General features: G+C 73.8%; 11 protein-coding genes. 4 read left to right on the top strand and 7 right to left on the bottom strand.

The window, feature by feature from the left end; all coding sequences use genetic code 11:
- Nucleotides 1-476 precede the first annotated feature (476 nt).
- Entirely contained in the window at nt 477-1,679 is a 1,203-nt protein-coding gene (locus ACFCZF_RS12930) for an amino acid deaminase/aldolase (RefSeq protein WP_376671701.1), read from the top strand.
- Nucleotides 1,680-1,704: 25 nt separating this feature from the next.
- Here ACFCZF_RS12930 and ACFCZF_RS12925 read toward each other — a convergent pair whose 3' ends face one another.
- From ACFCZF_RS12925 to glnA4, 4 genes are read right to left on the bottom strand one after another with little or no spacing between them, the layout of a single operon-like run.
- Nucleotides 1,705-2,673, bottom strand: coding sequence for a DUF2510 domain-containing protein (locus ACFCZF_RS12925; protein WP_376671776.1), 969 nt, complete (start codon nt 2,671-2,673; stop codon nt 1,705-1,707).
- Nucleotides 2,674-2,710: 37 nt separating this feature from the next.
- Entirely contained in the window at nt 2,711-3,493 is a 783-nt protein-coding gene (locus ACFCZF_RS12920; RefSeq protein ID WP_376671700.1) for a 3-oxoacyl-ACP reductase, read from the bottom strand.
- A gap of 6 nt (nt 3,494-3,499) precedes the next feature.
- Entirely contained in the window at nt 3,500-4,891 is a 1,392-nt protein-coding gene (locus tag ACFCZF_RS12915; RefSeq protein ID WP_376671699.1) for an aldehyde dehydrogenase family protein, read from the bottom strand.
- An 8-nt stretch (nt 4,892-4,899) separates the two neighbouring features.
- Nucleotides 4,900-6,264 (bottom strand): gamma-glutamylethanolamide synthetase GlnA4, encoded by a 1,365-nt coding sequence (gene glnA4, locus ACFCZF_RS12910; protein WP_376671698.1) that lies wholly within the window; start codon nt 6,262-6,264, stop codon nt 4,900-4,902.
- Nucleotides 6,265-6,338: 74 nt separating this feature from the next.
- Here glnA4 and ACFCZF_RS12905 point away from each other — a divergent pair, with 74 nt between their 5' ends.
- Both ACFCZF_RS12905 and ACFCZF_RS12900 read left to right on the top strand, forming a co-directional pair.
- Nucleotides 6,339-7,073, top strand: a complete 735-nt coding sequence (locus ACFCZF_RS12905; protein WP_376671697.1) for a FadR/GntR family transcriptional regulator — start codon at nt 6,339-6,341, stop codon at nt 7,071-7,073.
- Nucleotides 7,074-7,152: 79 nt separating this feature from the next.
- Nucleotides 7,153-7,881: a gamma-glutamyl-gamma-aminobutyrate hydrolase family protein gene (locus ACFCZF_RS12900; RefSeq protein ID WP_376671696.1), complete on the top strand. Its 729-nt coding sequence runs from the start codon at nt 7,153-7,155 to the stop codon at nt 7,879-7,881.
- 162 nt (nt 7,882-8,043) lie between these two features.
- On the opposite strand, the gene ACFCZF_RS12895 is transcribed toward ACFCZF_RS12900, so the two are convergent.
- Nucleotides 8,044-8,997: a LysR family transcriptional regulator gene (locus ACFCZF_RS12895; RefSeq protein WP_376671695.1), complete on the bottom strand. Its 954-nt coding sequence runs from the start codon at nt 8,995-8,997 to the stop codon at nt 8,044-8,046.
- 70 nt (nt 8,998-9,067) lie between these two features.
- Here ACFCZF_RS12895 and ACFCZF_RS12890 point away from each other — a divergent pair, with 70 nt between their 5' ends.
- Nucleotides 9,068-10,225 (top strand): TDT family transporter, encoded by a 1,158-nt coding sequence (locus ACFCZF_RS12890; RefSeq protein ID WP_376671694.1) that lies wholly within the window; start codon nt 9,068-9,070, stop codon nt 10,223-10,225.
- On the opposite strand, the gene ACFCZF_RS12885 is transcribed toward ACFCZF_RS12890, so the two are convergent.
- Together ACFCZF_RS12885 and ACFCZF_RS12880 are read right to left on the bottom strand one after the other, a co-directional pair.
- A complete protein-coding gene (locus tag ACFCZF_RS12885) occupies nt 10,152-10,877 on the bottom strand; it encodes a helical backbone metal receptor (RefSeq protein WP_376671693.1) in 726 nt (241 codons plus the stop codon). The two genes, ACFCZF_RS12890 and ACFCZF_RS12885, sit on opposite strands and share 74 nt — an antisense overlap.
- Nucleotides 10,874-11,443, bottom strand: a complete 570-nt coding sequence (locus ACFCZF_RS12880) for a helix-turn-helix domain-containing protein (protein WP_376671692.1) — start codon at nt 11,441-11,443, stop codon at nt 10,874-10,876. The genes ACFCZF_RS12885 and ACFCZF_RS12880 overlap by 4 nt, the downstream gene beginning before the upstream one ends.
- Nucleotides 11,444-11,793: the final 350 nt, after the last annotated feature.

Below are 11,793 nucleotides of genomic sequence, written 5' to 3'. Positions count from 1 at the left end.
ATGAGGCGCAGTGCCCGGATGAGGCGCAGTGTCCAGGTGAGGCGCACTGCCCGGGCGGGGCGCAGTGCCCGGATGAGGCGCAGTGCCCAAGTGAGGCGTCGTACCCGAGTGAGGCGGCGTGTCCGGGTGGGGCGGGGTCTCGGGGCGCGGAGGGACGGAGGCGCGGCGTGCTTCCGTGCTCATGCGCCCCCCCCGTTTCCTCTTGCTCGGGCCCGGGCCGTTTCTCCGACGCGGGCCGGTGATGTGGTTTCCCGCCCCGGCCCGGCGCGGACCGATCCGTCCCGGGCACGCATACCCGCACGGGTCGACCGCCATCCCGGCGCGGACCTCGGGCCCCGCCGCCCGGGCCGTCGGGCCGTGCGTGCGCGTCACTCTACGGCGTGACCCCGCCCGGCGGGGAACCAGTCCGCGCGCCCGTGGCATTGGCCCGGAACGTCCCCCTACCCTGCGGTAATCCTGTCTGGCAGGCTGCGTCCATGACTGCGCGCGCCGCCGACCGGGCCCGTTTCGACCGGGCCACCGCCCATCTCGACGCCCCCGTGGCGATCGTGGACCTGGAGGCCTTCGACGCCAACGCGGACGACCTGGTCCGCCGGGCCGGCGGCAAGCCGATCCGGGTCGCCAGCAAGTCCGTACGCTGCCGTGCGCTGCTCGAACGCGCCCTGGCGAGGGCCGGTTTCGCGGGCGTCATGTCGTTCACACTGGCCGAGTCCCTGTGGCTGGCGCGCTCCGGTTTCGAGGACGTGCTCCTCGCCTATCCGTCGGCGGACCGCGCCCGGTACGCCGAGCTGACCGCCGATCCCAAGCTCGCCTCCGCCGTGACCGTGATGATCGACGATCCGGCGCAGCTGGACCTCATCGACGCCGCGCGCAACGGCGGCGGCGAAGTCGTGCGGGTCTGCCTGGAGTTGGACACCTCGCTGAAGCTGCTCGGCGGACGGGTGCGGGTCGGGGCCCGGCGCTCCCCGCTGCACTCTCCCGCCCAGGTCGCCGATCTGGCCCGCGCGGTGGCCCGCCGGCCGGGGTTCGAGGTCGTCGGGCTCATGGCCTACGAGGGGCATGTCGCCGGTGTCGGGGACGCGGTGGCCGGCCGGCCACTGCGGTCGCGGGCGGTGCGGCTGATGCAGGCCGCCGCCCGCCGGGAACTCGCCGAGCGGCGTGCCGCGGTCGTGCGGGCGGTTCGGGCCGTGGTGCCCGGCCTGGAGTTCGTCAACGGCGGCGGCACGGGCAGCGTGCAGCACACCGCCGCGGAGGACGCGGTCACGGAGATCGCCGCCGGGTCCGGCCTGTACGTGCCGCGGCTGTTCGACAACTACACGTCGTTCCGGGGCCGTCCGGCGGCCCTGTTCGCCCAGCCCGTCGTACGGCGGCCGGGGGTCGGGGCCGTGGCCGTCCTCGGCGGCGGCTATCCGGCCTCCGGTGCGCCCGGCGCCGACCGGCTGCCGGTGCCGTATCTGCCCGAGGGCCTGCGCTACGACTCCCAGGAGGGCGCCGGCGAGGTGCAGACGCCGCTGCTCGGCTCGCCCGCCGACGACCTCCTCATCGGCGACAAGGTGTGGTTCCGGCACGCCAAGGCAGGTGAGCTGTGCGAGCGGTTCGACGCGCTGCACCTGGTGGAGGGGGACGCGGTGACGGCGACGGTGCCGACGTACCGGGGCGAGGGACACACGTTCCTGTAGCCCGTGAGCCGTAGCCGCTTGCCGGTCAGCTCGACGGGCCGATGCCGCTGCCCACGCCGCCGCCGGTGTCCGCGTCGCCGACGGGCCGGATGCCCTTGGTGATCCGGTCCATGTCGTCGAGCGGCGGCCCGTCCTCGCCGGCGTCGAAGACGTAGCGGACGAGGATCGGGGACTCGGTGCCGACGGTGGAGGGGAAGACCAGCGACTGCACGTAGCCGCCGGGGCCCTTGGCCGTCTTCACCCGCCAGCGCACGTAGTACCCGGCGCGTCCGGCGACCGCGACCTGCCCGGAGGCCACCTCCTCGTGGGACTCGATGCCGCCGAAGGGCTTGTTGCCGATCAGGTCGCGGTCGTAGGCGTCGTCGGCCGCGTCCTCGATGTCCTGCTGGGCGAGGACCTTCGGGGAGGACTCGGCGTTCGCGGTGACGGTGCGGGAGATGACGAGACCGTGCCGGCACACGCCGCCGTCGCCCGGGCAGTCGTAGGTGCCGTCCGTGGTCATCATGACGTCGTCCTCAGTGACGTACTTGGGCAGCACCCAGCCGGTCGGCAGTGGGAAGGTGATGCCGTTGAGCTGGTCCTCGACCACGGCCGGGTCGTCGGCGGAGGGTTCGGAGGACGTCGGCGAGGGGGTCGGGGGCGCGCTCGTCGGTTCCGGTACGGCGGAGGTCGCGGTGGCCGACGGAGTCTGCGCCACAGGGCCGCCGTCGTCCTCGCCGAGGACGAACACGCCGGTGACGATCGCCGCGACCAGCACGGCCGCCGCGGTGGTGAGGGCGACGGCATTGACGCGCCCGCCGCCGCCCGCCTGCTGCCCAGGTTGCGTCGGCTGCTGCTGGTGCGGCATCGGCTGCTGCTGCGAGGGCGGGGGCGGGGGCGCGCCGAACCCGGTGGTCTCGGGTGCGCGACGGTGCTCCGTCCAGGCCGTGCCGTCCCACCAGCGTTCCTGGTGCGGGGCCGACGGATCGCGGTACCAGCCGGGTGGCGGCGTCATGCTCATTCCGGCACTGTAGGACGCCGCCCGGGGCGATCTACAGCGGTGTGACGTACGCCCCGGAGATCCCGCCGTCCACCAGGAAGTCGGTGGCGTTCACGAAGGAGGAGTCGTCGCTGGCCAGGAACGCGACGGCGGCGGCGATCTCCTCGGCCTCGGCGAACCGCCCGAGCGGGATGTGGACGAGGCGGCGCGCGGCCCGCTCCGGGTCCTTGGCGAACAGCTTCTGGAGGAGCGGGGTGTTGACCGGGCCGGGGCACAGGGCGTTGACCCGGATGCCCTCCCGCGCGAACTGCACGCCCAGTTCCCGGGACATCGCGAGGACGCCGCCCTTGGACGCGGTGTACGAGATCTGCGAGGTGGCCGCGCCCATCCGGGCCACGAAGGACGCGGTGTTGATGACGGACCCCCTGCCCTGGCGCCGCATGTAGGGGATGGCGGCCTTGCAGCACAGGTAGACGGAGGTGAGGTTGACCTCCTGGACGCGCTTCCACGCCTCCAGCCCCGTCTCCAGGATGGAGTCGTCGTCGGGCGGTGAGATACCGGCGTTGTTGAACGCGACGTCCACGCTGCCGTAGGTGTCGTACGCCGTCCTGAACAACGCCTCGACCTGCTCGGGGCCGGTGACGTCGACCTTGACGAAGGTGCCGCCGATCTCCTCGGCCGCCGCCTTGCCCCGGGTCTCGTCCACGTCGCCGCAGACGACGTGCGCGCCCTCGGAGGCGAGCCGGCGGGAGGCGGCGAGGCCGATGCCGCTGCCCGCCCCGGTGACGACGGCGGTACGGCCGACCAGACGGCGGCAGATGATGTCCTCGGTCATGAGTGGCTAGGCCTCCGTGCTCGACGAGACGTTGCTGATGAAGACGTTCTTGGTCTCGGTGAAGGCGGTCAGCGCGTCCGGGCCGAGTTCACGGCCGAGGCCGGACTGCTTGAACCCGCCGAACGGCGTCCAGTAGCGGACGCTGGAGTGGGAGTTGACGGACAGGTTCCCGGCGCGGACCGCGTTCGACACGCGCAGGGCACGGCCGACGTCCCGGGTCCACACCGACCCGGACAGTCCGTAGTCGGTGGCGTTGGCCAGGCGGATCGCGTCGGCCTCGTCCTCGAAGGGCAGGACGACGGCGACGGGCCCGAAGACCTCCTCGACGGCCACGCGCGCGTGCGCGTCGACGCCGGTGAGGACGGTGGGCGGGAACCAGAAGCCGGGGCCGCCCTCCGGGGCCTTGCCGCGGATGCCGTCGGCGTCGGCGGGGACGTAGGAGCGGACGCGGTCCAGCTGGGCCCGGGAGATCAGCGGGCCCATGTCGGTGCGCTCGTCGGCCGGGTCGCCGACGAGGACGGACTCGATCGCGGGGGCGAGGAGGGCGAGGAAGCGGTCGTACACCGTGCGCTGCACGAGGACGCGGGTGCGGGCGCAGCAGTCCTGGCCGGAGTTGTCGAGGAAGGACATGGGCGTGGCGGCCGCGGCGGCCTCGATGTCCGCGTCGGCGAAGACGATGTTGGGGCTCTTGCCGCCCAGTTCGAGGGTGACGGGCTTGAGGAGCGCCGCGCCCTTGGCCGCCACCTGTCGGCCCACGGCCGTCGACCCGGTGAAGACGACCTTCGCCACGCCCGGATGCTGGACGAGCGCGTCGCCCGCGACCGGTCCGCGACCGGGCAGCACCTGGAACAGGCCCTCGGGGAGCCCGGCCGCCAGGGCCAGTTCGGCCAGGCGCAGCGCGGTCAGCGGGGTCGTCTCGGCGGGCTTGAGGAGGACCGCGTTGCCCGCTGCCAGCGCCGGCGCGGTGCCCCAGGCGGCGATCGGCATCGGGAAGTTCCAGGGCGCGATGACGCCGACGACGCCGAGCGGTTCGAGGATCGTCACGTCCAGGCCGCCGGCGACCGGGATCTGTCGTCCGGTGAGCCGCTCCACTCCCCCGGCGGCGTAGTCGAGCAGGTCGCGGACGTTGCCGGCCTCCCAGCGGGCGTTGCCGATGGTGTGCCCGGCCTCGCGGACCTCCAGCCGGGCCAGCTCCTCCAGGTGCTCGTCGACGGCGGTGGCGAAGCGGCGCAGCAGCCGGGCGCGGTCGCCGGGGGCGAGGGCGGCCCAGGCCGTCTGCGCCCGGGTGGCCCGTACGACGGCGGCGTCGACGTCGGCCGCGGAGGCGGCGGGGACGGTGGCGAGGACCTCTTCGGTGGCGGGGTTCAGTACACGCAGTTCATGAAGCTCGTGGGACAAGGGGGGCCTCACATGCGTTCGAAGGAGCGGCGCAGCTCCCAGTCCGTGACGGCGGCGTCGTAGGCGTCCAGTTCGACGCGCGCCATGTTGCGGTAGTGGGCGACGACCTCGTCCCCGAAGGCGGCCTTGGCGAGGGTGCTGTTCTCCCAGAGCTCGGCGGCCTCGCGCAGGGTGGTGGGGACGTGCTCGAAACCGGCGGTGTAGGCGTTGCCCTGGCACGGCTGGGGCAGTTCGAGCCGCTGCTCGACGCCGTACAGGCCGGCCGCCACCATGCCCGCCACCGCGAGGTACGGGTTGACGTCGCCGCCGGGGAGCCGGTTCTCGAAGCGGAGCGAGCGGCCGTGGCCGACGACGCGCAGGGCGCAGGTGCGGTTGTCGCGGCCCCAGGCGACGGCGGTCGGGGCGAAGGAGCCCGGCTGGAACCGCTTGTAGGAGTTGATGTGAGGGGCGTAGAGCAGGGAGAACTCGCGCAGCGCCACCAACTGTCCGGCGAGGAAGTGCCGCATGACCTCCGACATGCCGCCCTCCCCCTCGCCGGCCATGGCGCTGTCGCCGTCGGCGTCGGTGAGGGAGAGGTGGATGTGGCAGGAGTTGCCCTCGCGCTCGTTGTACTTGGCCATGAAGGTGAGGGACATGCCCTCCTGGGCCGCGATCTCCTTGGCGCCGGTCTTGTAGACCGCGTGCTGGTCGCAGGTGACCAGGGCCTCGTCGTAGCGGAAGACGATCTCGTGCTGGCCGGGGTTGCACTCGCCCTTGGCGGACTCGACGGTGAGGCCGGCGCCGGCCATCTCGTTGCGGATGCGGCGCAGCAGGGGCTCGATGCGGCCGGTGCCGAGCACGGAGTAGTCGATGTTGTACTGGTTGGCCGGGGTCAGGCCGCGGTAGTTCGCGTCCCAGGCCTGTTCGTAGGTGTCCCGGAAGACGATGAACTCCAGCTCGGTGCCGGCCTGCGCGGTCCAGCCGTGCCCGGCGAGGCGCTCAAGTTGGCGGCGCAGGATCTGGCGGGGCGCGGCGAGCACCGGGGAGCCGTCCTCCCAGGCGAGGTCGGCGACGACCATCGCGGTGCCCTCGTTCCACGGCAGGCGGCGCAGGGTGGCCATGTCGGCGTGCATGGCGAAGTCGCCGTAGCCGCGGTCCCAGGAGGACATCGCGTACCCGTCGACGGTGTTCATGTCGGCGTCGACGGCGAGGAGGTAGTTGCAGCCCTCGGTGCCGTGCCGGAGGACCTCGTCGAGGAAGAAGCGCGCGGCGAACCTCTTGCCCTGGAGGCGGCCCTGCATGTCGGGAAAGGCCAGGACGACGGTGTCGATGTCGCCGGCGGCGACGAGGGCGTGCAGTTCCTCGACCCCGAGCGGGGGTGTGCGGTCTGCCACGGGGAGAGCCTCCTTCTGACCGGGAGCCATAAGGTATTGCCGGGAACCATTGCTTGGGAAGGGGGCGCGGCCGCATGCCGGAGGAAACCGGCGGGAGCGTGACGGACCGGCTCGCACCGGTGCTGCGGACGGTGCGGGCCGGCAACGGCTTCGAGGAGGCGCTGGAGCAGATCCTCCAGGTCGTCAGACTGGGTCTGGTGTCGGGGGGCGAGCGGCTGCCGGCCGAGCGGGAGCTGGCGGAGCGGCTGGGGATCAGCCGGGTGACGCTGCGCGAGGTGCTGCGGGTGCTCCAGGACCAGGGGCTGGTGGAGGCCCGGCGCGGCCGGTACGGCGGAACGTTCGTGCTGCCGCGGGTGGACGCGGGCGGCGAGGACGAACTGCGGCGCCGGGTCGCCGGGACCGACATCGAGGACGTGCTGCGCTTCCGGGAGGTGCTGGAGGTGGGCGCGGCCGGGCTGTGCGCGGCGCACGGGCTGACGGACGGACAGGCGGCGCGGTTGCGCGAGGCGCTGGCCGGCACGCGGGACGCGCCGCTGGCGGAGTACCGCCGGCTGGACACGAGGCTGCACCTCACGCTCGCGGAGCTGTGCGGTTCACCGGCCCTGGCGGCGCAGTACGCGGCCGTCCGCGCGACCCTCAACGACCTGCTGGACTGCATCCCGCTGCTGGTGCGCAACCTGGAGCACTCCCAGCGTCAGCACGCCGCGCTCGTGGAGGCGGTGCTCGACAGGGACGCGGACGGGGCGCGGGAGATCACGCGGGAGCACTGCGCGGGGACGGCGGCGCTGCTGCGCGGCTTCCTGGCGTGAGCGTCTTGCCCTGGGGGCGTGCCCCGGCAAAAGTGCAGACGTACAAAGGTATGAAGACGATCCATTGTCTGGAGGTCGGATGGCGGGCAGGCCGCTGATCGGCGTCAGCACGTACCTGGAGTCCGGGGCGCGCTGGGGTGTGTGGGAGCTGGAGGCTGCGCTGTTGCCGGCCGGGTATCCGCGGCTCGTGCAGCGGGCGGGTGGACTGGCCGCGATGCTTCCGCCGGACGCGCCGGAGCACGCCGCCGCCACCGTCGCCCGCCTCGACGGGCTGGTGATCGCGGGCGGCCCGGACGTGGAGCCGGTCCGCTACGGCGCCGAACCCGGCCCGCGCACCGGCCCGCCCGCTCGGGCCCGGGACACGTGGGAGCTGGCGCTCATCGAGGCGGCCCTGGCCGCGCGCGTCCCGCTGCTGGGCGTCTGCCGGGGCATGCAGCTGCTCAACGTCGCCCTGGGCGGAACCCTCGTCCAGCACATCGAGGGCCACGCCGAGGTGGTGGGCGTGTTCGGCGGGCACCCGGTCAAGCCGGTGCCGGGGACGCTGTACGCCTCCGTCGTACCCGAGGAGATGTTCGTGCCGACGTACCACCACCAGGCGGTGGACCGGATCGGCGCGGGGCTCGCCGCGTCGGCCCACGCGGCGGACGGCACGGTGGAGGCCCTGGAGCTGCCGTCCGGAGCGGGCTGGGTCCTCGGCGTGCAGTGGCATCCGGAGATGGGCGAGGACGTACGGGTGATGCGGGCGCTGGTGGAGGCGTCGGGGCCGGCCCGACCCGCCGCTCCGGGGGGTCGGTCGGGACCAGCCTGACCCACCGCTCCGGGGACCGGTCTGACCCACCGCTCCAGGGACCGACCTGCCGCTCCGGGGGCGAGCCCCGCCACTCCGGGGCAGACCCCGCCCCGCCGCTCCGGGGCAGACCCCGCCCCGCCGCTCCGGGGCAGGCCCCGTCCCGCGCCTCGCCGCCGGGCCCTACGCCCGGGTCAGCGACAGCAGTTGCCGGGCCGGGCCCGTCGGGCGGTGGCCCGTGGGCCATACCGCTCGTAGGTCGCGGGCCAGGGCGACGTCCGCCACGGGCACGCTCACCAGACGCCGGGTGGTGAGCTCCTCGCCGACGGCGAGTTCGCTGAGGACGGACGGGCCGGCACCGCTCACCGCCGCCGCCTTCACCGCGGTGGTCGACGACAGCTCGATCAGGGGGCGCGCCAGACCGCCCAGGGCCGCGTCCAGGACCTGCCGGGTGCCCGAGCCCTTCTCCCGCAGGATCAGCGGGGTCGCCGCCAGTTCCGCCCCCGCGAGCGGGCGCCGGCGACGGGCCCACGGGTGGCCCGGTGCGGTCACGACGATCAGCCGGTCACGGGCGATGACGGCCGAGTCGAGGCCCGCCGGGACGCTGACCCCCTCCACGAAACCCAGATCGGCCTCACCGGCCAGCAGGCGCTCCGCCACCGCCGTCGAGTTCCCGGCGAGCAGCGACACCGCCGTGTCCGGCAACTGGGTGCGCAGCGCGACCAGCCAGCCCGGCAGCAGGTACTCGGCGATCGTCATGCTCGCCGCCACCCGCAACCGCGAGTCCCGCCGGTCCCGCAGCGCCTGCGCGCCCGCGTCGAACGCCTCGGCCGCCTCCACGATGCGGCGCGCCCAGTCCGTGACCAGCGCACCGGCGTCGGTGAGCCGGGAACCTCGCGGCGAACGGTCCACCAGGGCGACACCCAGCTGGCGTTCCATCGAGCGGATGCGGCTGCTGGCGGCCGGCTGTGTGATGCCCAACTCGCGCGCCGCCCCGCCGAGGCTGCCCAGGCGCGCCACCGCCAGCAGCAGCTCCATCGCCCCGAGATCCGGCACCCGGTGCGCCAGGGAGCCCGCCGTGTGCCGCCCAGGTGCGTCCTGCCCGCCCTCCGTACCACCCGTACTACTGCTGCTCATAACCCCAGCTTATGTCCTCATAGAGACATGGTCCCTGGTCAGCGGCTTCGCCCACCGAGACCGTGGACGCATGGTCACCGCAGCCCAGCCCCTGTCCCCTCCCGCCGTCCCGAACCGGCGTGTCCCGGCCGTTCGTCACCTCGGGCCCAACTGGTACGCCTGCGTCATGGGCACCGCCATCGTCGGTACCGCGGGAGCCGCACTCCCCTGGCACGTGCCCGGACTGCGCGCCGTCTGCACCACGGTCTGGGCGCTGTCCCTCGTCCTGCTGGCGGTCCTGCTGGTGGCCCGGTCCCTGCACTGGATCCACCACCGCGACCAGGCCCGCGCCCATCTGCTCGACCCGGCGGCGGCTCCCTTCTACGGCTGTCTGTCGATGGCTCTGCTGGCCGTGGGCGGCGGCGCCCTGACCGTCGGGCGGGACTGGATCGGCACCTGGGCCGCGGTCGCCCTGGACGCCGTGCTGTTCACCGCCGGTACGGTCATCGGGCTCGCGGCGGCGGTGGCCGTGCCGTACCTGATGGCCGTACGCCACCGGATAGAGCCGGGGCAGGCCAGTCCCGTGTGGCTGCTGCCGCTCGTCGCGCCGATGGTGTCCGCGGCCGTCGGACCGCTGCTGGTCCCGCACCTCCCGCCGGGGCAGCCCCGGGAGACGCTGCTGCTCGCCTGTGTCGCGATGTTCGGGGTGAGTCTGCTCGCGACCCTGGTGACCCTGCCGGTGATCTTCGGCCGGCTGCTGACCGGTGGCCCGCTGCCGCTGGCGCTCACCCCGTCGCTGTTCCTGGTGCTGGGGCCCCTCGGGCAGTCGACCACCGCCGTGGGGAAGTTCGCGGACGTGGCCCCTGGAGTCGTCCCGGGCCCGTACGCCGAGGGCTTCGGGGTGCTCGCCGTCCTGTACGGCGTGCCGGTGATGGGCTTCGCGCTGATGTGGCTGTGTCTCGCCGCCGCGCACGTCGTGCGGGCCCGCCGGGAGGGCATGGGCTTCTCGATGACGTGGTGGTCGTTCACCTTCCCGGTGGGCACCTGTGTCACCGGGGCGGAGGCGCTGGCCCGGCACACGGGGCTCGCCGTCTACGACGGGCTCACCGTCGTCCTGTACGCCGTCCTCGTCGCCGCCTGGGCGGTCGCCGCCGTGCACACCGCGCGCGGCGTGGTCAGCGGCGCGCTGCTCGCAGGGCCGCGCCCAGCGCCCGGGGCGCCTCGGCCAGCGACGGCCCGTACCACGTGAGGTACCGCCCGTCGACGAGGGCGCAGGGCAGGCCCGGGAAGGCCTCCGGGCCGTCGTCGGCGGTGAAGCGGTACGGCTCGTCGGGCAGGACCACGACGTCCGGGCGGGCCGCCCGCAGTTCCTCGACCGGAACCTTCGGGTAGCGCTCGGCATGACCGGCGTACAGGTGGTCGACGCCGAGGCGGGCGAGTACGTCGCCCGCGAAGGTGTCGCGCCCCAGCACCATCCACGGCCTGCGCCAGATCGGCACCACGGCCGTACGGCGCCGCTCGGGGGACGGGGACGGCAGGGCCGACCAGGCCGACTCCGCGGCGTCCAGCCACCGGGGCCGGGACGGAGCGCCGCAGGCGGTCAGCACCCGGTCGAGCTCCGTGAAGGCCTGCGGCACCGTACGCACGTCGGTCACCAGCACCTCGACGCCCGCCGCGCGCAGGGCGTCCAGGTCGGGGGCGCGGTTCTCCTCCTCGTTGGCGACCACCAGGTCGGGGGCGAGGGCGACGATCCGCTCGGTCTTCGGGTTCTTCGTGCCGCCGACGCGTACGACGTCGAGGCCGGCCGGGTGGGTGCACCAGTCGGTGGCGCCCACGAGGGCACCGGGGACCGTGCGGGCCACAGCCTCGGTCAGCGACGGCACCAGGGAGACCACCCTCACCGGCGCGGCCCTTCCCGGACCGCCTCGATGTGCTCGGCGACGGCGACCACGATCAGCCGGGTGTCGGGCACCGTGGCCCGCCACCGGTGCCGCACCCCGCCGGTGAGGTAGAGCGTGTCGCCGCGGCCCAACCGGTAGGCACGGCCCTCCGCCTCGATCTCGACGGCACCCTCGGTGACGAACATCAACTGGTCGTTGCGGTACTGCAGTTCCCGGCCCGCGTCGTGGTCGCCGGTGAACTCGGAGGCGTGCATCTGGTGATGTCCGCGCACCAGCGAGCGCACCCTGGGCGCCAGCTCGGGATCGGGGTCCTCGGCCCGGACGACGTCCACGCTGCACGCGGGGTCGGCGGCGGCGAGCAGTTCCACGGCGGTGGTGCGCAGGGCGTCGGCCACCTTCTCCAGGGAGCTCTGGCTGGGCCGTGCCCGGTCGTTCTCGATCTGGCTCAGGAAGGGCACGGACAGGCCGCTGCGCTCGGAGACGACGGCGAGGGTGAGTTCGAGGGCACGGCGCCGCCGCCGTACGGCCGCGCCCACCCGGAGGTGCTGATCTTTGTGGTCGCCCATCGCTCCGGCTCCCTCCTTCACCCGTCGCCGTACCGCCGCGGCGCCCCGGTCCGGGCGCCGTACTCCTGATGAGTTCTCTGCACCCTACGCATGTTCGGCAAACCGTTTCATGCGGCCGTCACATCGATGTCACGGTGCGGTGGCCGCGACCTCACATTTCTCGCCACGGAAAGGGCCGTTCGCGCGCCACGCCGGACGCCTTACCGGTTCAAGGCATGGCGGGCCCCGCATGTTCCCGCCAGCCCCTCCCGCCCCGGTGGGGCGATGCTCAGGCACGGGGTTGGCGCTCCGTGGTTGTCCAAATCCCTACCGTGTCCGGGCTCCGAACGACCCGAGGGGTGGCCGTTACT

The sequence above is a fragment of the Streptomyces sp. NPDC056296 genome (assembly GCF_042268605.1).
GTDB lineage: Bacteria > Actinomycetota > Actinomycetes > Streptomycetales > Streptomycetaceae > Streptomyces.
The sequence above is the reverse complement of the archived record's forward strand: the minus strand, read 5'-3'. Positions and strand labels throughout refer to the sequence as shown.